The organism is Peredibacter sp. HCB2-198, assembly GCF_045999315.1.
In the GTDB taxonomy this organism is placed as follows: domain Bacteria; phylum Bdellovibrionota; class Bacteriovoracia; order Bacteriovoracales; family Bacteriovoracaceae; genus Peredibacter.
The window spans coordinates 404,870-423,919 of record NZ_CP174607.1 but is presented as its reverse complement, the minus strand read 5'-3'; the positions used below and the strand labels follow the sequence as shown (position 1 = coordinate 423,919).

General features: G+C 43.2%; 20 protein-coding genes. 14 read left to right on the top strand and 6 right to left on the bottom strand.

The features are described from left to right. Positions 1–75: 75 nt before the first annotated feature. From ACJVC5_RS02195 to ACJVC5_RS02170, 6 genes are all read left to right on the top strand, one after another. Positions 76–1,209, top strand: a complete 1,134-nt coding sequence (locus ACJVC5_RS02195) for a GNAT family N-acetyltransferase (RefSeq protein WP_408097745.1) — start codon at positions 76–78, stop codon at positions 1,207–1,209. Further along, a complete protein-coding gene (locus tag ACJVC5_RS02190) occupies positions 1,206–2,306 on the top strand; it encodes an acyl-protein synthetase (RefSeq protein ID WP_408097744.1) in 1,101 nt (366 codons plus the stop codon). The genes ACJVC5_RS02195 and ACJVC5_RS02190 overlap by 4 nt, the downstream gene beginning before the upstream one ends. Beyond that, positions 2,306–4,717 carry an acyl-CoA reductase gene (locus ACJVC5_RS02185; RefSeq protein ID WP_408097743.1) on the top strand — a complete coding sequence of 804 codons (2,412 nt, stop codon included), beginning with the start codon at positions 2,306–2,308 and terminating at the stop codon, positions 4,715–4,717. Before ACJVC5_RS02190 ends, ACJVC5_RS02185 begins: the two co-directional genes overlap by 1 nt. A 72-nt stretch (positions 4,718–4,789) precedes the next feature. After that, positions 4,790–5,923, top strand: a complete 1,134-nt coding sequence (locus ACJVC5_RS02180) for a hypothetical protein (RefSeq protein ID WP_408097742.1) — start codon at positions 4,790–4,792, stop codon at positions 5,921–5,923. A gap of 191 nt (positions 5,924–6,114) precedes the next feature. Then, positions 6,115–7,239 (top strand): hypothetical protein, encoded by a 1,125-nt coding sequence (locus ACJVC5_RS02175; protein WP_408097741.1) that lies wholly within the window; start codon positions 6,115–6,117, stop codon positions 7,237–7,239. Then, positions 7,239–7,775, top strand: coding sequence for a hypothetical protein (locus tag ACJVC5_RS02170; protein ID WP_408097740.1), 537 nt, complete (start codon positions 7,239–7,241; stop codon positions 7,773–7,775). Before ACJVC5_RS02175 ends, ACJVC5_RS02170 begins: the two co-directional genes overlap by 1 nt. Here the strand turns inward: ACJVC5_RS02170 and ACJVC5_RS02165 are convergent. Both ACJVC5_RS02165 and ACJVC5_RS02160 read right to left on the bottom strand, forming a co-directional pair. After that, the gene (locus ACJVC5_RS02165; RefSeq protein ID WP_408097739.1) at positions 7,772–8,305 is read right to left on the bottom strand and encodes a hypothetical protein; all 534 of its coding nucleotides are present in this window, start codon (positions 8,303–8,305) and stop codon (positions 7,772–7,774) included. The two genes, ACJVC5_RS02170 and ACJVC5_RS02165, sit on opposite strands and share 4 nt — an antisense overlap. Before the next feature lie 46 nt (positions 8,306–8,351). Beyond that, the gene (locus ACJVC5_RS02160; RefSeq protein WP_408097738.1) at positions 8,352–8,879 is read right to left on the bottom strand and encodes a hypothetical protein; all 528 of its coding nucleotides are present in this window, start codon (positions 8,877–8,879) and stop codon (positions 8,352–8,354) included. Positions 8,880–8,987: 108 nt separating this feature from the next. Between ACJVC5_RS02160 and ACJVC5_RS02155 the strand changes: the two genes are divergently transcribed. From ACJVC5_RS02155 to ACJVC5_RS02145, 3 genes are all read left to right on the top strand, one after another. Continuing rightward, entirely contained in the window at positions 8,988–9,437 is a 450-nt protein-coding gene (locus ACJVC5_RS02155) for a hypothetical protein (protein WP_408097737.1), read from the top strand. Between the two features lie 149 nt (positions 9,438–9,586). Next, positions 9,587–11,644 (top strand): sodium-translocating pyrophosphatase, encoded by a 2,058-nt coding sequence (locus ACJVC5_RS02150; protein ID WP_408099217.1) that lies wholly within the window; start codon positions 9,587–9,589, stop codon positions 11,642–11,644. Positions 11,645–11,710: 66 nt separating this feature from the next. Then, positions 11,711–12,853 (top strand): UDP-N-acetylglucosamine 4,6-dehydratase family protein, encoded by a 1,143-nt coding sequence (locus tag ACJVC5_RS02145; protein WP_408097736.1) that lies wholly within the window; start codon positions 11,711–11,713, stop codon positions 12,851–12,853. Here ACJVC5_RS02145 and ACJVC5_RS02140 read toward each other — a convergent pair. After that, positions 12,737–13,657, bottom strand: coding sequence for a hypothetical protein (locus tag ACJVC5_RS02140; protein WP_408097735.1), 921 nt, complete (start codon positions 13,655–13,657; stop codon positions 12,737–12,739). The two genes, ACJVC5_RS02145 and ACJVC5_RS02140, sit on opposite strands and share 117 nt — an antisense overlap. Before the next feature lie 181 nt (positions 13,658–13,838). On the opposite strand from ACJVC5_RS02140, the gene ACJVC5_RS02135 reads away from it, so the two are divergent. Both ACJVC5_RS02135 and ACJVC5_RS02130 read left to right on the top strand, forming a co-directional pair. Next, positions 13,839–14,699: an ankyrin repeat domain-containing protein gene (locus ACJVC5_RS02135; protein WP_408097734.1), complete on the top strand. Its 861-nt coding sequence runs from the start codon at positions 13,839–13,841 to the stop codon at positions 14,697–14,699. A 125-nt stretch (positions 14,700–14,824) separates the two neighbouring features. Then, positions 14,825–15,064 carry a helix-turn-helix domain-containing protein gene (locus ACJVC5_RS02130; protein WP_408097733.1) on the top strand — a complete coding sequence of 80 codons (240 nt, stop codon included), beginning with the start codon at positions 14,825–14,827 and terminating at the stop codon, positions 15,062–15,064. Here the strand turns inward: ACJVC5_RS02130 and ACJVC5_RS02125 are convergent. Further along, positions 15,048–15,788 carry a TerC family protein gene (locus ACJVC5_RS02125; RefSeq protein ID WP_408097732.1) on the bottom strand — a complete coding sequence of 247 codons (741 nt, stop codon included), beginning with the start codon at positions 15,786–15,788 and terminating at the stop codon, positions 15,048–15,050. The genes ACJVC5_RS02130 and ACJVC5_RS02125 overlap by 17 nt on opposite strands. A gap of 69 nt (positions 15,789–15,857) precedes the next feature. Here ACJVC5_RS02125 and ACJVC5_RS02120 point away from each other — a divergent pair, with 69 nt between their 5' ends. The 3 genes from ACJVC5_RS02120 to ACJVC5_RS02110 all read left to right on the top strand — a co-directional run bounded on the left by ACJVC5_RS02120 (position 15,858) and on the right by ACJVC5_RS02110 (position 18,124). After that, the gene (locus ACJVC5_RS02120) at positions 15,858–16,241 is read left to right on the top strand and encodes a cell envelope biogenesis protein OmpA (protein WP_408097731.1); all 384 of its coding nucleotides are present in this window, start codon (positions 15,858–15,860) and stop codon (positions 16,239–16,241) included. Between the two features lie 7 nt (positions 16,242–16,248). Further along, positions 16,249–16,629 (top strand): lactoylglutathione lyase, encoded by a 381-nt coding sequence (gene gloA, locus ACJVC5_RS02115; protein ID WP_408097730.1) that lies wholly within the window; start codon positions 16,249–16,251, stop codon positions 16,627–16,629. 100 nt (positions 16,630–16,729) lie between these two features. After that, on the top strand, positions 16,730–18,124 hold the full coding sequence (locus ACJVC5_RS02110) for a hypothetical protein (protein WP_408097729.1): 1,395 nt from the start codon (positions 16,730–16,732) through the stop codon (positions 18,122–18,124). 7 nt (positions 18,125–18,131) lie between these two features. Here ACJVC5_RS02110 and ACJVC5_RS02105 read toward each other — a convergent pair whose 3' ends face one another. Together ACJVC5_RS02105 and ACJVC5_RS02100 are read right to left on the bottom strand one after the other, a co-directional pair. Continuing rightward, on the bottom strand, positions 18,132–18,581 hold the full coding sequence (locus ACJVC5_RS02105) for a hypothetical protein (RefSeq protein WP_408097728.1): 450 nt from the start codon (positions 18,579–18,581) through the stop codon (positions 18,132–18,134). After that, positions 18,578–18,943, bottom strand: coding sequence for an acyl-CoA thioesterase (locus ACJVC5_RS02100; RefSeq protein ID WP_321394100.1), 366 nt, complete (start codon positions 18,941–18,943; stop codon positions 18,578–18,580). The genes ACJVC5_RS02105 and ACJVC5_RS02100 overlap by 4 nt, the downstream gene beginning before the upstream one ends. Positions 18,944–19,050: the final 107 nt, after the last annotated feature.

Below are 19,050 nucleotides of genomic sequence, written 5' to 3'. Positions count from 1 at the left end.
GCTTTTCGGAGTCAAACACCTTGTAAAAAGGTGGTGGTCGCTTGAGGAAAATCCTGAGGATGGTACTCTCTGGCCATGAACCTACAATTAGCGACCGAAGAAGACATCTTTCAGATTTCTCAGCTTTACTTTGATGTTTATCAAGGAACATATCCTGATCCTTTGATGAAGGACTTTGGTCTTATCCGTCAGTTCATTCAATCCGAGGCCGGCTTCTGGTTTGTGACGAAGGACAATGGCAAAATTATTGCTTCAGTTCTTACTGCTTACGATAAAGAAAACTTGATCGCCAAGGCCTTCGGGGCGGTGGTGAGAAACGAATATCGCCAACGTGGGATCATGGAAGAGCTTCTGGCCTTCGGAATCAAATATCTTCGGGAGAAGACCGGTGGCGTGGATGTGATTTATTCAACCACTCGTACTGTGAATGAAGCTGCTCAGACCCTCACTGAAAAACTGGGCTTTAAAAAGTTAGGAATCTTTCCCAACGCTCACCGAACCAATGAATATGAAACTCATTGTCTGGCAGCGATTGTTTATCCCGAAGCTTTAGAGAAGAGAAATAAGAACTACATGATTCATCATGAGGTCGCTTCTCTCTACGATATTGTACAAAATGAAGTGGGGATGGGTGCTTTAGAAACCATCATCCCGGATAGACCATCCAAGGTCCTGGTTGAGCCGGGTGATTTAGAAGTCGTGAAGTCACCAAAGTTTGTGAACTATCGGTACCAACATTTAAAGAATGAAAAGCAATTAGAGTTTGAGTTCTTCCCTTTCCATCAACCGAACCTGGTGATCCTGACTCCTGATCAATCCGTGGAACTCTTCTGTCACCTTTCGAGTGTGGACGGTTACTGCGTGATCGTAGGTGGTAAGATGCCGGGGAATTTAAACTTCACGGATCTCTTTCTTCGTTCCAATAAACTGTTACGAGACGCCGGTGCTCGCTATATTGAAGTCATCGCACGGGCGGACAGACCAAAGATTCTAGAGAGTATTTTAAGAGCGAAATTTATCCCGTGTGGCCTTTTTCCTGCCTTTCAAAAGGTGGGAGATCGTCGCCATGATTTCGTGGTGTTTAGCCGCTCATTTGAGATCTTTGATTTCCAAAACGTGCGCTTAAAAGGACTTAACCAAGTTTATTTGGAAGAGTATTACAACGCCTGGAAACGGATGTCGTTAAATCCAAAGTTATTGAACCTATGAGTGAAACTGAGAAACTTCTCAATTCAAATCCGTTTGAGTTCTCAGAGACCACGAGAAGTCTCTTCCTTGCCAGTTTTAAAGAAAACGCTCTTCATCATTACAAAAATCATACTTTTACTAAAAGATTGTGGGACAAGTTAGGCTTTCATCCATCAAGCATAAACAACGAAGAGGACCTCGCTAAAGTTCCAGGAACAATGGTTCACTTGTTTAAAGAGCATGAGCTAAGAACCGCAAAAAAAGAAGATCTTGTTCTGACGCTTACAAGCTCAGGAACGGGGGGACAAAAGTCTCAGCAGTTTTTGGATCAACAGAGCCTGGATAACGTTAAGAAGCTCGCTCTTAGTATTCACCAGTCTTTGGGGATGGCGAGTGATAAAGAATATAACTACCTTTGTTTTACCTATGATCCAAAGGTCGCAAATGACTTGGGCACTGCCTTTACGGATGAGCTTTTAACGAACTTCACTGGCAAAAAAGAAGTCTATTACGCCATTCAGTGGCAGGAAGATAAGAAGGACTTTGCCTTGAATGAAGAAGGCGTAGTTGAGACGCTGAAGCATTTTGCGGCATCTGGAGTTTCCACTCGTATTTTGGGTTTTCCGGCCCTGTTATTTGAAGTGATTGAAAAGCATAATATTAAGCTTAATCTTGGTCCTGACTCTTGGTTACAGACCGGTGGTGGTTGGAAGGGCAAGGCGGATAAAGAAATTCCCAAGAAGGAATTTAGAAAGTTTATTGAAGAGCGTTTAGGCATTCCTCAAAAGAATCAACGTGATCTTTTTGGAATGGTTGAGCACGGTATTCCTTATGTGGATTGTGAGCTAGGAAATCTCCATATTCCAAATTACGCCCGTGTGTATGTTCGCTCACCTCATGATTTGAGTTTAAGGCAAAAAGGTGAACGAGGGCTCCTGCATTTTTTATGTTCTTATAACTTTAGTTATCCGGCCCCAAGTCTTCTTACCACTGACTATGGTCGAGTGGGAGCGTGTACTTGTGGTATTAAGGGAGATGTTCTGATTCTTGAAGGCCGCGCCGGTGTTTCTAAACACAAAGGTTGCGCTTTGAAGGCCTTAGAACTTTTGGAGAAGTAATGTATTGGTTTGGCGAACATTTATCAGATAAAAAGAGCTGGCAGGATTCTGCTAAATGGTCTTCTTTGTCTCAAAAACGCCGAGCTCTTAATGCAACTCCTATTGATTCAATCATTGATCTTCTCGACTCATTTTCAAAAGAATGGACGACTTTTTCAAAAGAGGCACTGCCTCGCTTAATCGAAGAATCTGGTTTCTCCCCTGAGGAAACAGAAAAAACTCTTTCTCTACTTCCGGGTCTTTTATCTCGGGAAAGTTTGGAGAAAAGAATTAAGGCCGAATTTGTTCGTCCTGCGGTTCTAGATAGATTTACCAAACTCCCATATGGTGGAGGGAAAGTTCGTGCGGTTGGAAATGGAATCGTTCTTCATGTGACCGCAGGGAATGTGTTTTTAAGTTCGATTGATTCTCTTATCATGGGCCTTCTCACTAAGAACCTTTCGATTGTGAAAGTGAGTGGTCAGAATCAATTCTTTCCTCTTTTCTTCGCGGAAAAGCTTAAGGGCTTTGATAAAAACGAAATTCTATCAGATAAGTTTGCTGTTCTTCATTGGAAGGGCGGAGATTCCGAAACTGAGACCTTCATTAAATCTAAGGTCAATACCATCATCGCTTGGGGCGGTGAGGAGATGATTGCGAGCTACCAGAAAAATCTTCCAAAACATGTGAAGCTTTTGGATTTTGGCCCAAAGATTTCATTTCAATTGATCACTACGCAAGGTCTTGAAAAAAAGAACCTGGATGTCGTTGCTGAAAAAATCGTGGCCGATATTTTGCCTTGGGACCAATCGGCCTGTGCTTCTCCACAAAACCTTTATCTTGAAGAGGGCGTGGATAAAGAGAAGCTTCTTGATGCCATTGAGAAGGCCTTCTTAAAGGCCCCTTCTCGCGGAACAATTTCTGATGATGAGGCAACCGAGATTCTTAAAGAAAAGTATCGTGGGTTATATTCAGAACTCATGGAAGAGGGAAAAATCTCTTCAGGGCCTGAGCATTTGATTCATCTGGAACAGAACAAACTCTTAAAACCTTCGCCACTTCATCGCTCACTCATCGTGAAGCGCTTTCAGAATTTAGAAGAGCTGTATTCTTTATTAGAACCGTTTTCATACTATCTTCAGTCTTGCTCGTATCTTTTAGGTGCTGAAGAAAAGACCGAATACCTTGAGACTTTATCTTTGACGGGAATTAAACGCTTCGCTCCTCTTGGAACAGTGACTTTCGGGATGGAGGGGGCTCCTCACGATGGACGTTTTGTACTTCGTGAGTTGGTTCATTTCATTGGCGATGAAGTTCGTGCTCAGAATTATGGGGAAGAGATTCTAGAAGTTGAAAATTCTGCCACTCTTAAATCTCATTTTGAAAAATTGGAACGTCCTCGCGGATACGTCTTCTCTTCAGGCGGAACTACTGGTGAGCCTAAATTTGTTCATTTTAGCTATGAAGAATTCGATTACATGAGTGATATGCTGGCCGCGAACCTGACTAGGCAGGGAGTTCGTCCTGGAATGACAGTGGCCAATTTATTTGTGGCCGGGAATCTGTGGTCTTCATTCATGTGTGTGGAACGTGCTCTTGAAAAAATTGGTGCCGTTCAATTACCAATTGGTGGAATGTGCGCCACTGAGAACATTCTTCTTTATCTTAAAAAGTTTAAACCAGATGTAGTGATGGGAATTCCATCCATGCTGGTGATGAATGCCGAATATATGGAGAGTAAAGGGGAGAAGATCGAGGTCCCAATGATCTTCTACGCAGGTGAGGCCCTTTCTGAAATTCGCAAGGATTACCTGGCCCGCACTTGGAACACCATGTTCTTTGGTTCTGCTGGTTATGCCTCTGTAGATGCGGGAGTCATAGGTTACCAATGCTCTCAAGCGGGTCTCGGGGAACATCATTTATTCAGTGATTTGGTGGAGCTGCATATTGTTGAAGAGGAAGCAGTTGTGACTTCTTACGCTCGAAGCACGATGCCGATAAAGAATTATCGCACCGGAGATAAGATTGAATGGATCGAAGGAGCATGCGCCTGTGGCAGTCTGGATAAACGTTTTAAGCTCTTAGGCCGCGTGGATAATGTAATTCAGATCTGGTCATGCCGACTTCTCACAACCGATGTGGAGGCCGTTATGAGTGCATATGGGATTCTTACCTTCCAGCTTAAGATCTCGGAAAGCCGTGAGGCCAATGTCGTAAGAGAAAAGCTCGCGATTACCTATGAAAAAGGCCAAACAGATTTTGATCAGGAAACCTTCCTTTTTGATCTCTATAACCGCTCTAGAGATGTAAAAGATACCATCTCATTCGCAGAGTTTAAGAAAGATATTTCGCTTACTTCCGTCGCATCAGGGGCCATCCCTCGAAACCCAAGAACCGGGAAAATTAGCCAGGTGTTGGATCACCGTCGCTAGATAGATTTTACATCTTAGGAACTCTTAAAGGTTGCGTCGTGTTATAAGGTCCCCGCAAACAATTGGGGAACTATGAAACTTCTAACAACTCTGACAATCCTATTTTCTTTAACATCAGCTTATGCCGCTGAAGAATTTGGTGGAATTACTTTTCATTCTTCAGTTGAAAAGAACCAAGTTAATGTTCTTAAGTCTGATCTTCGGTATATTTACCAAAACCCAGTTTCTAATTTGGATAAAGATTTTCTGGCCATGACCAAGATGCAAACTGGTGATGGAAAGGAAATGCATAATTGGATCCTAAATCGTGTTCGTCATATCGTGGGTGAGAACTTCAAACTGAATGATGAGAACATCGCAATTAGTATCAGAAGAGCGATCTTTTTTAATTTTCCAAACACGCCTTTCCCGGACGGGCTGGAGAAGAAAGACCGACTGAGTGCCATGGAAGAGGAAGAAAGAGACGTTAAAACAGTGATGTCAAATATTGGAACTGCTTTATATCTCAGTGGTAAGAAGGCCCGTGTCCCATTCGGACTTAAACTTGACGGTGAAAAAGTTTATGTAACTTCTCCGCGTACTGGTATTCTTCAGGTTGGTGAAGGTCTTTTCTTCAAAGACTTCGAAATCAATCGTGAAAATCCCAATGCCACATCGAATTCGATCTCTCGCCTGGGAACTCTTTTTCACGAGGCCCGTCATAGCGATGGAAACGGTAAGGGAACTGGTTTCCTTCATAAAATTTGTCCTGAAGGTCATTTTTATGCTGGTTATGCTGCTTGTGAAATTGTTGGAAATGGTCCCTATACTTTAGGTGGACTGGCCCAGCGTCACTTGCTTCAAAACTGTTCTGACTGTTCTACCGAAGAACTGACAGCACTTTCTGTAAAGGTTCTAGATTCGTTTAGCCGTGTGGTTAATATCGAAAAACTGGATCGTATAAAATATCTTACTCAGCAGATTGATACCTACAAAGATATTATTAAAACTTATGAATTACTTATCCGAGAAATTCCAGAAATTAGAGAAAAGTATCAGGCCGAGGTTGATAAATTAAAAGCACAGGTTGCAGAGATGGAAAAAGAATTGAAAACACTTCTCACTCAACCAGAGAAATCTTCAGAATATGATGCAACTCCTGAAGGAAAATTCTCTGAAATGACAGTGAATCAATCTTCGAAGCTGATGGAAAAATCTCTTAAATAAAATTGACCTAAGAAATAATGAAGAATGAATCACCGTCGTAAGACGGTGATTTTTTTTGCCCATAAATGATTTTTAATCCAAAAAAAACCACTCATGTAAATTTTTCACTCAAGAAAAAACAAGTCGCCTAACGCGCTTCGGAGTGTTACTACAGCTCACCTTTAGAAACCATAACGAAATAGGGGAAAGGAATGAAACTACTCGCTGTACTTACTCTCGCTGCTACCCTCACTTCAGCATCAGCTGCTACTGAGTTTGGTGGATTGAAATTTCACTCTTCCATGCCTAAAGTTCAGATCGATCAGATTAAAGTAGATTTGAGCTACCTCTATAACACTCCAGTAACAAGACCAGATCCTATCTTCATGGGAACCGCTCAAGTATCTAAGGGTGACGGTCCAAACATGCATAACTGGCTTGTAAACCGTGTTCGTTACATTGTGGGTGAAAGTTATCAACTTGATGACAGAAACGTTCTTCAGGCCTCTGGATATAGATTCCCAAATACTCCGCTTCCGGATGCTTTCTCATCTACGAACAATGAAGGTGCTAAAAATAGTAAGCCGGTTGTCGTTATGTCTAACCTAGGTGGCGCCGTTTACCTTATGGGTAAGCAGGCAAATACTCTACTAGGTGTTAATTTTGATGGTGAGAAGGTGATGCTGACTTCTGCCCGCGTTGGTCTTCTACAAGTTGGTGAAGGTCTTTTCCTTCCACGCTTCCTTCTTAATCCAAACGTAAACGCACCTGCGAACTCAATTTCTCGTCTAGGAACACTTTTCCACGAGGCCCGTCACTCTGATGGTAACGGGAAGAGTAACTCGTTCACACACGATATCTGTCCTCCGAATCACCCGTACAGAGGTGCGGCCGCTTGTGAGTTCTCTGTAAACGGTTCTTATACAGTTGGTGGTCTTTCAGAGAAGCACTTACTTATGAACTGTACTCAGTGTAGCCAAAAAGAGATTGGTGCTTTGACTGCGAAAGTTGCTGATTCATTCGGCCGTATTCTGAAACTGACTCCGGACGCTAAGCGTTTCATTATTCAGACTCAGATTGATCAGAAAAAGCAACTAATCGAGCAATATAAGGCCATGCGTCCAACTCAGAAGCCAGAAATTCAGGCCGAGATCGATGCAGAAATCAAAAATCTTGAAGCTCGCATTGCTCTGCTAGAAAATGATAAGAGAAATGTTCCTTCAAATATGCCAAGCAAGAACATCATTCTGGACCCGAGACCAGAAGGCCAATGGCAGCCAGTATCTCTTCAGGCCTCTCAACAGATGATGGATCGTTCTCTTAAAATTAGAAGATAATGAATAGAAAAACCAAGTTATCACTTGTTGTCGTCATCGCCCTGGTTCTCGGGGCGATGATTTTTCTCCGAAGTAAACCTCAAGATACAGAAGTGACTGAAACAGAGACTGAAAAGTCGACTGATCATCATGATCACGATCATGACCACAGGGCCACGATTCCAAAAGTTGCCCCAACCACCGAAAAACCATCTGCTGACCCAAAAGAACTGTCAGTGACAATGACTGAGCTTCCATCTTTGAGAGATTTGGAAGGGCTGACAGACGAAGAAGTTCACCATACTCCAGACTTCATCGTTGAGGGTGGGATGAAAATCGGTCAATTGATCGAAGAGGCCGATGCTAATCCGGCCAAGCGCGAAGAGACGTTGAAGTTTATGAAGAGCTGTGCTGAGAACGATGATTTAGTTCCGGCGATCCGAGCGGTATGTTGGAAAAAGACCTTAACTCAGATCACCAATTGGGAAATCTTTCTTCCCATTTCAGACGCGAAAGTTTCTGATGAAGTGAAAAACCTGGCCTCTCAACTTCCTTAGTGAGTTCGAACTAATTTTCCATTGAAAACAAAGGTAGCGGTTCTGCCAATGGCGGAACCTGCTCCTGCATAAGAAACTTGGAAGGCCTTAAGGTCTACTTCCTTTTCAAAAAACACAGTCATTTCTTTATCTTTGATTTCCACTTGCATCGGAATCTCAACATTCACGGGAATTTTTCTCATTGTGAAGCGACCTTTGAAAGTCACCGGATACATACCATTGGCGTTCAAATCAATAGTTTCGACAAATTGACCAGTTACTCTGATTTGAGGAAAGAGATGAGACTCCATGTAGATATCGTTAAACTCTTCTTTCTGATACGAGTCCTTGAATTCAAAATCTTTAACTTCCATTGCTAGAACCAGATCTTGTTTTCCATTGCTCTGTCTAATCGTCAGAACTGCTTTTTTCTGAGTGGCCTCTTTAATCATTGTGCCCTGAAACTTGAAATCACTTTTTGTTTCATTTGAAACGAAAGTCTGAGCATAGGCAGAAGAAATGAATAGGCAGCAGAGAAGAAGTAATTTCATAAAACATCCTTGTTACTTCTATTTCAGCTGGATGCAGGTAGAAATGTCAATTTTTCCAGAAATCGAGGAGAGCGTTAGGAATAGGGCTCTTTTCCCAGAAGATATTAAAGTCTTTTTGGATTTTTTGATTGAGTTCTTGTTCTTCAGTATGCAGGCGCTCACGTTGTTCCAAGAGCTCAATTTCTGAATAGCAATGCTCAGAGGCCTTGAGTTCCACATGGTGTGAGTCAAAGGCGAGACAACCATAGGGCTTTACTTCTCGGGGCAGTGGGCATCCGAGTTCCATGTGTCCGAAGAAAGGGCAGGTATAAGTTTTACGAAGATAAGAGCGAGTTTTAGGGTATTTGGGTTCTAAGCGATAGGTGGTGATAGAGGCTTCTAGTTTGGCCTTAAGCTCTGGGGTGAGCTGGCCACTTGTCTGCAGGAAGGTGAATAACTCATATGCCTCTAAAGGCGTTAAAAGCATAGAATTGGCCTCGTAAGTACAGCATGTACCCGGGCAGCCCAGACAACCCATTCCACGGGTCTCCAGGCCTTCCATATGTTGGATCAAAATTTCCCTACGATTTTCCATTAGCAGAAACTAATTGAGAGTGAAAAAGACGTCAAATGTTCACATAGACTTTTCATACCACCTAAGTTTGTTTTATAGAGTCTCCACCAACTTTTAGGAGTCTCTCACATGAAAAATCTTTTGATTTTACTCGCTTTTATTCTCTTTTCCGCTCATGCATTCAGTTCAGTGGTTGAAACTTGTCGTAACAGTCAATTCCTCTCGGGGACTGATGATCTTCCACATTGGGAACCAATCAACTTTTCAATCGTTGTGAATAAAACGAATACTCGTTATTCAGCTGTAATCATGGTGGATGGCAAAGAGATGCCGACAGAAAAACAAATCGAGGTCACTGATTTTGTAACCGGTAATGAACTTGCTCGACTAAAGTACATTTTAAATATGGCCAAGATCCCTGCGGGCAGGACCGCAACTATGGCGACAATTTATAACCTTCATCCATTTGCCAACGCCGAAGACTCAAATGGAGTTACCTTGAACGTTCTTTATGACAGTAGAGGTTTCATCGTTGGGAAGGTTTTCTCACTGGGTTGGGGAATCGGAATCTGTAAGTAATTCTTTTCAGGTGCGGGCGCTTTAAACGGGTGCCCGTGCTGCTCCTTGTTATCCACGTCTTTTCCCTGTTTTACGTTTACGATACCCGTCATTTTTAGTACAAAATTCTATACAAAATTTTTCTGCACTATATTGAGGAGATCAGCATGATGGAATCTTGGTTGTTGTGGGTGAAAACCCCAGTGATCTTTGGCGTAGTTGGCCTATTGATCGCAGCCTTCTTCTATTTTCAGGTAATGAAACTAGGAAAAGGAACAGAAACGATGGAACGTATCGCGGGTTATATTCGCGAAGGCGCTATGGCGTTTCTTTTCAGACAGTATAAAGTACTCGCTGTTTACGGCGTAGTTGTTGCTGCTTTGATCGGTTACGGTCTTGGTGGAATCGCTGCTGCTGCATTCGTGCTTGGTGCATTCCTTTCTCTTCTTGCTGGTTATATCGGTATGAAGGCAGCTACTTACGCTAACGTAAAAACAACTCAAGCTGCTCGTACTGGTTCAAAAGCTCAGGCCCTTCTTACTGCCCTTGATGGTGGTGCGGTTATGGGTCTTTCAGTTGCTGGTCTAGGTTCAATCGGTCTTGGCGTTCTTTACATCTGTTTCCAAGATTCTGAACACCTTGCTACGATCCTTCACTCGTTCGCAGTAGGTGCTTCATCGATCGCTCTTTTCGCTCGTATCGGTGGTGGTATTTATACAAAAGCTGCTGACGTAGGTTCAGACATCGCTGGTAAAGTAATCGAAAACATTCCTGAAGATGATCCTCGTAACCCTGGTGTTATCGCGGATAACGTTGGTGATAACGTTGGTGACGTTGCTGGTATGGGCGCGGACATTTACGAGTCAATGGTTGCTGCTATCGTAGCTGCTATGGCGATCGCTCTTACTTCTTCTGAGCTTCCAACTCTTCTTGCAAGTGCAGATGCTACAGTTAACAAACTAGTTGCTGTTGGTCTTCCTCTTGTTCTTTCAGCTGTTGGTCTAGCTGTTTCTATCGTTTGTATCTTCATCGCTCGTATGATGAAGAACATGGATCCAGCGAAAGTTCTTCGTGGTGCTCTTATCCTTCCTCCAGTGGTTCTTGCTATCGCGTCTTACGTGATCATGGCCTCTCTAGGAATTAACCAATCTGTAACTGCAATTATGACGATCGGTGCGATCGGCGGTACTATTATCGGTCTTGTTACTGATTATTATACTTCTGCAAACCCAGTTGCTCGTATTGCTGAATCTGCAAAAACAGGTGCTGGTACAAACGTCATTCAAGGTCTTGCTGTAGGTATGGAATCAACTGCTATCCCGATGATCGTGGTTGCTGTTGTTGCTTACCTTTCTAACAAGTACCTAGGTCTTTACGGTATCGCTCTTTCTGCAGTTGGTATGCTAGGTGGTACAGCGGTTGTTATGACTGTTGATGCTTACGGCCCAATCTCAGACAACGCTGGTGGTATTTCTGAAATGTCAGGTCTAGGACCTGAAGTTCGTGCGATCACAGATGAGCTAGATATGGTTGGTAACACAACTGCTGCTATCGGTAAGGGTTACGCAATCGGTTCTGCGATCCTTACAGTGCTTGCTCTATTTTCTGCTTTCAACATCGAAATCAACCACGTTCGTTCACTTGCTGGTCTTGGTGCTGTTGAGCTAGTTCTTACTGATCCAAAAATCCTAATCGGTATCCTTCTTGGTGCTATCCTTCCATTCCTTGTTGGTTCAACAACAATGCTTGCTGTAGGTAAGGCCGCTGGTGCGATCGTTGTAGAAATCGGTCGTCAGTTCCGCGAGATCCCAGGCCTTATGGAGCTTAAAGCTGAACCAGAGCCGAAGAAAATCGTAGATATCGCTACATCTGCTGCTCTTAAAGAAATGATCCTTCCAGGTATCATTGCTATTGTTGCTCCAGTGCTTGTTGGTTTCTTCATGGGTCCAGCTTCTCTTGCTGGTCTTCTTGCAGGAGCTCTTGCTGTAGGTGCTACTATGTCGCTTTTCATGGCGAACGCTGGTGGTGCTTGGGATAACGCTAAGAAATACATCGAAAAAGGCAAACTTGCTGGTGAGAAGAAAGGTACTGATACTCACAAAGCTGCCGTAGTAGGTGATATGGTGGGTGACCCGTTCAAAGATACATCTGGTCCGGGTATCGCGATCCTAATTAAAGTGATGTCAGTAGTATCACTTCTAATCGCTCCTCTAATTGCTCTTCTATAGTTTCTGAGGGCCCCGAAAGGGGCCCTTTTTTTTGACCAACAATCAATTTCTTGGTTTAGTTAAATCATGATGGATCTCAAAAATCTGCTCAATCGTCCCCCGGTAGAGGTCGATCTTGGGCCGGTAGCAGAACAACTGCAGAATAAAATCGTGATGGTGACGGGTGGCGGTGGTTCCATCGGGAGTGAGCTTTGCCGTCAGATCATTCAGATGAGACCTCTTAAACTCCTTATCCTGGATCACTCGGAACTTAACCTTTACAAGATTGATTCTGAGCTACGCGAACGCAATTTTGAGGTTGAGATTGTTTCGATTCTCGCTGATATTAAAGAACTGCATTCATTAATCAAAATTTTTCATAAGTATTCCCCTGATTATGTTTATCATGCCGCTGCCTATAAGCATGTTCATCTGGTGGAGAGTAACCCATATTCTTCGATCGTTAATAATGTCCTAGGAACAAAAAATCTGATTGATTGTTCGATTGATTTCCAAGTTAAAACATTCGTCATGGTTTCGACTGATAAGGCCGTGAACCCTGTTAGTATTATGGGTGCCACAAAAAGAATCTGTGAGATGCTCATCACAGAAGCGGCCGAAAAAAGCGGAAGACGTTTTTGCTCGGTCCGTTTTGGGAATGTTCTTGGAAGCTCCGGGAGCCTCATTCCACTTCTTGAAAAACAAGTTCTCTCTGGCGGGCCAGTGACCATCACTCACCCGGATATGATGAGATACTTTATGCTCATCTCTGAAGCAGTGAAACTGGTTTTAAAGGCGGGGCAGCTTTCAAATCCAGGTGACGTCTATATTCTAAAGATGGGTCCGCCGGTTAAAGTGATTGAAATGGCGAGAAAGGTCATTCAGTTACTGGGAAAAACCGAGGAGGAAATTCCGATTATTTTCACCGAGATCAGACCAGGTGAGAAGTTATTTGAAGAGCTTTATCTCGTGGGTAATGAGACCCTGACTGAACATGAAGATATTTTAGTTTTGCCTCATCGAAGTATTGAGAAGCAAAACCTAGAACTGATTCAGGAAATTGTTAAATACGCTTTCGATGAAAATGAGAAGGCATTAGAGCTCTTGCGGATCCTATGTTCCAAAGAGAACTTCGAGCTGAAAAATAATGAAGGGAGTTCTTCGGAAGGACCACTCTTTGGGAAAATCCAATCCTGGAATCACATCGAAATAAATCCACTGCCGGTATAAGTTGCGACGATAGTTAACGCTCAAGCGATAGTTATTAACATGCCAAGGGCCATTGTTAATGATCGTCTGAAAAGTTGCTCCGTAGATAAAAGCGTCGTTTTCTGTCATTCGATGCCACCAGGTTGGGCCATGGTTGGTGTTGATTTCTTTTTGAAGAATCTGCCATCTCTTTTCATTCAAAAAACGGAACAGGAAATCATCTGTGTAAACGTAATCGGTGAAAAGTTGCGTTTCTTCCTGAAGTCCATCTTCACTCGTAACATAGGTCAACTGTTCTACAAAACGATTGATCAGTGTTCCCGTCAGAAAAGTTTTACGAACACGGGCACGCGTGGTTAAGCGTGGGGGAATGGCGGCCGTGACTCCAATGTCCGCGTTGAATAACCAGCCTGTGGCAATTCGGTCCCTTGTAAGTTTCTCAGTTAAATCGGCCTCTCTTACCGGACTATTTTTTCTGATCCTGCGCTTTTTCTTCTCGTCATCAGCATAAGTGTCATAGCGAAACTTCTGTTCCAGTCGAGGAAGTTTCAAGTTCACTCGGTACTGGTTATTTAAATCAGAAATGGCCCTTTCTCGTAAAAGAAACTGAGAGCGAATACGAATCCGGCTTCTTCCAAATTCATCGTCCGCACGCTCAGTCGCGAAGAAGGAGTCTAGACGGTTGGCCGCAAAATTTGCTTGGGTCCCAAATAGCTCGCGTGCCGATTCTAGAATGGCAATAGATGTATCAGGCGGTTCTTCGGCGGGAGAAGAAAACGCCTCATGTGCCATCAAAGTTAGAGTCAAGAGAAGGATATACCTCATGGAATTATTGTAACTTATTATCTCTAACTGCCAATTTTTCGTGTCATAAATTTTGTCTTTAGGGCAGGGCCTATCAGACTAAGGTGGTAGATTCATGGACTTTGCTCATTAATTCCCATTCTTAGATTGTGTCTTCAATTAGAATGATGCCGTTTAATCACTACTTCCATGGGGGGATTTTGTGGACAATAAACGCGCACTGATTTCAGCTGCTTGTCTTTTAGGTGTTGTTGCTGTTTCGACCGTCTGGCTTCTTTCAAATCCAAAAAATGCAAAGAATGAATCAGGCTCGACTGATGATGCTCTTCTTGCGTTGATCAAAAATGATCAGAAAGCATTCGAAGCATTTATCGAGGCCGGTGGTAAATTGCATGATAATCTTCCTGCGATTGATGGTCAGGTCTACACAGTTGCTCAAGGGATGTCTTATTTTGAACGTGCTTCATTCATGAAGTATCTTCACAATAAGAAAGTTCCTTATGTGCAGCAAGCAGAAGGGAAACCTTTTGATGTGGTTTCTCTTTCAATTGGAAAAAACAATCCGGAACTCCTTTCTCAAATGGCCCTTGAAAATCCAAAATATCAGTTGGCCTATGGACCGAAAGGTTGGACGCTTCTTCATATGGCCAGTGCCGCTTGTGCTCATAAGCTCACGGCGATCCTACATGAAAAAGGGCAGCTTCGTTGGGACGCTAAGGCAAAGGACGGATCTACTCCATTAACGATTGCGGCGGAAAATGATTGCTTGCCAATGCTTTCTTACTGGAAAGAACAAAAGGCCGATTTTAATAAGAAGGATGGAAGAGGGCTTACGGCACTGTCGATTCTAAAGAAGAAAAAAGACGCGGCCCTTATGGCGTTCGTGAGTTCATTTGAGGCCCCTGCCAGGACCATTGCATCTGTGAAGGCCGAGGAGCCAAACTTTTATAAAAAACGAGTGATCCCTAAGGATCAAATCGTAGACCATTCAGCACTCATCGAACCAGAAGAGAGACCACTAGAAGCGACAGAGACCGCCGAGTACTCAGAGTTCGCTGATTAACAGCTCAGGAATGAGTCTAAAAGAAGTTGAGTAAAAAGATTTTAGTATCAAATTCCAGCTCCTCCTCTTCTTACTTGCGCAAAATGCTTTTAGCATTAAAATGGTGAGTAAAAGGGGAGGATGACATGGAAGTTATTCGCCGTTCAAACGCGGAAATCGAAAGAGAAATTGGATCTGTTGCCTACTTCATTCGTAAAAGAAGAAAAGAGCGTGGATACACACAGGAGCAATTAGCAAAAAGCTCAGGTGTTGGTCTGGCCTTTTTAAAGCGCCTTGAAGGTGGAGATGAAAATCTTCATCTCGCAAAAGTCCTTCAAGTGCTTCGTCATCTAAATGCAGATCTTTTTCCTAAAGAGTACCAATAGGTTTTACGTTCTTCTTGCGGTAGCGCATATTCAAAAGCTCTACCGCAAGTGAGAAGGCCATGGCGAAGTAAATATATCCCTTCGAAACATGTGCGCCCATTCCTTCCGCCACCAGCATCACACCAATCAATAGTAAGAAAGAAAGTGCGAGGATTTTAATCGTCGGATGTTTGTCCACGAAGGCACTGATTTGACCTGCAGACGCCAACATAATGATCATTGAAATCACCATCGCGATCACCATGATGGAAATCTGGTTGGCCATACCAACTGCTGTGATCACTGAATCTAGTGAGAACACGATATCTAGAATAAGAATTTGAAAAAGCATCATGCCGGGACTAACTTTCTTTTTCACGTTTTTTTCAGCTTCATGTAAATGAACCTGTGGATCACCTTCTACCTTGTGGTGAATTTCAAAAGTTGATTTACCAATAAGGAACAGACCACCACCTAGAAGAATGAGATCGCGACCCGAGAACGAATGGTCCATGATAGAAAACAAAGGTTCTGTTAGCGTCATGATCCAGCTAATTGAGAAGAGAAGAAGGACGCGGATGATCAAGGCCAGGCCAATTCCGAGATTTCTAATTTTGTTTTGGGATTCTTGAGGGAGTTTTGCCACCAGAATAGCAATAAAGATGATATTATCAATACCCAGTACGGTTTCCATGGCAGTCAAAGTAACTAGTGATGTTAAATTGGCGGCGTTTAGCTCGATCATAAATCTCCTCAACAATAGTTGTAGGGAAATCTTCTGGTATAATGTGGAAAATGTCATCTGGAGAAAATTATGAAATACTTATTACTCCTTCTTTTAGTTATTTCTTGTGCTTCAAAACCACAGTTGTATCCGAACCAAAAATTAAAAACAGTTGGAAAAGAAGCGTCCAAGAAAGATGTAGATCAGTGTATCGCTGATGCAGACGCTTATCTTGAAAGCTCTAAGGGGAAACAAGTCGCCAAAGGTGCGGGCGCGGGAGCGGCCATTGGTGCAGCGATGGGTGCAGTGAGTGGGATGTTCACTGGAAATATGGGAAGAGGAGTTGTTCGAGGTGGTGCCATTGGTGCCGCGGGTGGAGGAGCAGCAGGTGCGGTTAAACCTGATGAATTAAAACGTCGTTATGTTAATCAATGCCTGGCCGAAAAAGGTTATCAAGTCATCGGTTGGGACTAGGAGAAAAATGAAATATCTACATACTATGATTCGTGTAAATCATCTTGATGAATCAATTAACTTCTATACAAAAGTTTTAGGCATGAATCTTCTTTCAAAAGAAGATTACCCCGACGGCGAATTTACCCTGGCCTTTCTTAGTTATGGAAAAACGAAGCAAGATCCTTGTATCGAGCTGACTTATAACTATGGCAAACATTCTTATGAGCTAGGGAATGCTTTCGGTCATATTGCTCTTGGAACAGAAGATATCAAAGGTGCCTGTGAGAAGGTCCGTGCGATGGGTGGAAAAGTGGTGAGAGAACCTGGTCCTATGAAACATGGAACCACTGTCATTGCTTTTGTTGAAGATCCCAATGGCTATAAGATCGAACTTATCCAACACTAAGGGATTGGCCCGGTTACGGGCCTTTATTTTTTCGATTATGTGATTCAAATCATGTATTGGACGATCTTATGCTCTAGAATAGGAGCATCAGGAGTCCAATATGAAATCCCTCATGTTCCTCGTTCTTGCTCTCGTCCCGTCCCTGGCCATGGCACACGTGAAATGGTTCAGTGATTATAGTTTTGATGCTGTTCCTCTAACATTCGCTCAGTTAAATACTCCGACCTTTTGGGGGCTGTTCTTGCTCTCAGTAGTGAGTTTGCCTTTGATGGTTTACCTAGATAAGCTGGCCGATCGTTCAACTCTTTATGTGAAAACTAATGAGTTCCTTGATCGTTATGCTGACAATGGCCCTCTCATTATGCGTGTAACGATGGGAGCTGTTCTTCTTATGTCATGGCAAGGTGACTCGGTCGTCGCACCGGAAATCGCCGCCACTTCTCAAGTTTGGGTCTGGTTTCAATTCGCTTTAGCTCTTTGTTTGTTATTTAAAGAGACAACAATTCTGACTGGTCTGGGAATGATATTCCTATACATCATGTGTATTTTCAGTCAGGGCCTTTTCCATATGTTGGACTACGTGGTTTATCCGGCAGTAGGGTTGTACTTAATCTTTTCGAATTTAAAGAATGAAAGATTGAAAAACCTGGATCTTCCTGTGTTGTATTCAGGTCTGGGCTTCTCACTATGTTGGGTGGCCTTTGAAAAAATCTTCTACCCATTCTGGGGTCTTTCGGTTCTTGCAAAAGCTCCGGCCCTTACAATGGGACTTCCCCATGATTTCTTCCTCATCAGCTGTGCCTTCGTAGAGTTTACTCTTGGTTATTTATTGATCATTTGTCTTCTTCACCGTCCGTTGGCGATTGTGATTACTCTGGTGTTCTTCACTACGACTTGTTTCTTCGGAAAAACTGAGGTGGTTGGACACACTATGCTTCACGGCGCTCTCTTAGTGTTCATTGTGAAAGGTCCAGGACATTATTATCAGGCCCCAATCCGTTACCATAAAGCATTCTGGCTAAGATCATTGTTTGCGGCCGTGAACTTTATCATTCTATTTGCTGTCCTTGCTTTTCCTTATCAGAAAATGGCGACAGAGATTCACGCTGAATCAATGGCAAAAAAAGTTGATCACCCAATGTTTGAAATCCCTGCTGAAATGCCGGTTCCAACAATTGCCGTTCATCCGATGAAAGATCCAGTGAGTGGTTGGAACTTGCACCTTCAAACTACTAACTACAAGTTCACTCCTGAAAGCAGCGGACTTGGTGATAAGCCAGGTGAGGGCCATGCTCACTTATTCGTAAATGGTAAAAAAGTTGGTCGTGTTTATGGAGAGTGGGTCCATGTGATTCTTCCCCCAGGTAAGAGCAAAGTGAAAGTTGTCCTTACTACGAACTCACACAAAGACTATGCTTCCAGTGGAAAGCTGATCGAATCAGAAATTGAAATCGAAGAAGGTAGAGAAGTGAGCGTGGGTGGACACGCTCACTAGTCCAAAGTTACTTTATACAAAGAAATGCCGGTCTGATTTCCCAGGCCGGCTCACATTGACTCAGCCATTCGCCCTTATAGTAATGAGCATATCCATAAAACCAGGTGATTTTCTGAATCTTATTTGAGATCGGAAACTCATCTGGAAATACTTCTGGAATGGCATTGTCCACACTGTAGCACCAGCCATAACTTCTCATTTCATAATCACTAATGACTTCCATCGCATCCAGGCCGATTGGTGTATTGAACGCCGTATTTAGACCGCGAGTATTTCCAGCATGAGGAGCTCTGAATCTTTCTAATGTGGCAATCGTGAGTTCACCCACAGATTTTGCAGTCGTGCTTTTCACCTGCGAAGTGAGAAGAGGTTTTTGGGAACAGGGTCCCAAGAATTCAATTGTTAGTGCCTTCGCCTCAAAGACAAGCAATACCAGTAATACAAAAAACTTTTTCATTTCTTTCTCCCAATGGCGACCAGAACAAAACTCCCATGGAGTGCGAGTTCGCGTTTATCTGAATACATATCTTCTTTATAGACATCGACACTGACTTCAATGCTGGTGTTACCAACTTTAGTGATTTGCGCGTCCAGCTCCACCAAGCTTCCGGCCGGAATAGGAACCTTGAAATTCACTTTGTCTGAACTCACTGTCACGACTTTTTCTCGGGAAAAACGAGTGGCCGCAATGAAGGCGACTTCATCCATCCATTGCAGAGCCGTGCCTCCAAAGAGCGTATCGTAGTGATTGGTTTCGCCTGGAAAGACCGCTTTGAAAACGCGAGTGCGTGCGGCCAACTTTCTTTCTTCGAGATGCATGATTTCCTCCACGGGATAATAAGTTGCTTGAGAGGGATCGGACTTCCTTTCGGTAACCGTAGCGGGACTGTGCCGGATTCTCACCGGGCTTCACCTGTTCAAGTAGG

What these genes read in the sequence shown, in the direction of transcription:
- ACJVC5_RS02195 (WP_408097745.1), top strand. Translation starts at nt 76, where the DNA reads ATGAACCTACAATTAGCGACCGAAGAAGACATCTTTCAGATTTCTCAG.
- ACJVC5_RS02190 (WP_408097744.1), top strand. Translation starts at nt 1,206, where the DNA reads ATGAGTGAAACTGAGAAACTTCTCAATTCAAATCCGTTTGAGTTCTCA.
- ACJVC5_RS02185 (WP_408097743.1), top strand. Translation starts at nt 2,306, where the DNA reads ATGTATTGGTTTGGCGAACATTTATCAGATAAAAAGAGCTGGCAGGAT.
- ACJVC5_RS02180 (WP_408097742.1), top strand. Translation starts at nt 4,790, where the DNA reads ATGAAACTTCTAACAACTCTGACAATCCTATTTTCTTTAACATCAGCT.
- ACJVC5_RS02175 (WP_408097741.1), top strand. Translation starts at nt 6,115, where the DNA reads ATGAAACTACTCGCTGTACTTACTCTCGCTGCTACCCTCACTTCAGCA.
- ACJVC5_RS02170 (WP_408097740.1), top strand. Translation starts at nt 7,239, where the DNA reads ATGAATAGAAAAACCAAGTTATCACTTGTTGTCGTCATCGCCCTGGTT.
- ACJVC5_RS02165 (WP_408097739.1), bottom strand. Translation starts at nt 8,305, where the DNA reads ATGAAATTACTTCTTCTCTGCTGCCTATTCATTTCTTCTGCCTATGCT.
- ACJVC5_RS02160 (WP_408097738.1), bottom strand. Translation starts at nt 8,879, where the DNA reads ATGGAAAATCGTAGGGAAATTTTGATCCAACATATGGAAGGCCTGGAG.
- ACJVC5_RS02155 (WP_408097737.1), top strand. Translation starts at nt 8,988, where the DNA reads ATGAAAAATCTTTTGATTTTACTCGCTTTTATTCTCTTTTCCGCTCAT.
- ACJVC5_RS02150 (WP_408099217.1), top strand. Translation starts at nt 9,587, where the DNA reads ATGGAATCTTGGTTGTTGTGGGTGAAAACCCCAGTGATCTTTGGCGTA.
- ACJVC5_RS02145 (WP_408097736.1), top strand. Translation starts at nt 11,711, where the DNA reads ATGATGGATCTCAAAAATCTGCTCAATCGTCCCCCGGTAGAGGTCGAT.
- ACJVC5_RS02140 (WP_408097735.1), bottom strand. Translation starts at nt 13,657, where the DNA reads ATGAGGTATATCCTTCTCTTGACTCTAACTTTGATGGCACATGAGGCG.
- ACJVC5_RS02130 (WP_408097733.1), top strand. Translation starts at nt 14,825, where the DNA reads ATGGAAGTTATTCGCCGTTCAAACGCGGAAATCGAAAGAGAAATTGGA.
- ACJVC5_RS02125 (WP_408097732.1), bottom strand. Translation starts at nt 15,788, where the DNA reads ATGATCGAGCTAAACGCCGCCAATTTAACATCACTAGTTACTTTGACT.
- ACJVC5_RS02120 (WP_408097731.1), top strand. Translation starts at nt 15,858, where the DNA reads ATGAAATACTTATTACTCCTTCTTTTAGTTATTTCTTGTGCTTCAAAA.
- gloA (WP_408097730.1), top strand. Translation starts at nt 16,249, where the DNA reads ATGAAATATCTACATACTATGATTCGTGTAAATCATCTTGATGAATCA.
- ACJVC5_RS02110 (WP_408097729.1), top strand. Translation starts at nt 16,730, where the DNA reads ATGAAATCCCTCATGTTCCTCGTTCTTGCTCTCGTCCCGTCCCTGGCC.
- ACJVC5_RS02105 (WP_408097728.1), bottom strand. Translation starts at nt 18,581, where the DNA reads ATGAAAAAGTTTTTTGTATTACTGGTATTGCTTGTCTTTGAGGCGAAG.
- ACJVC5_RS02100 (WP_321394100.1), bottom strand. Translation starts at nt 18,943, where the DNA reads ATGCATCTCGAAGAAAGAAAGTTGGCCGCACGCACTCGCGTTTTCAAA.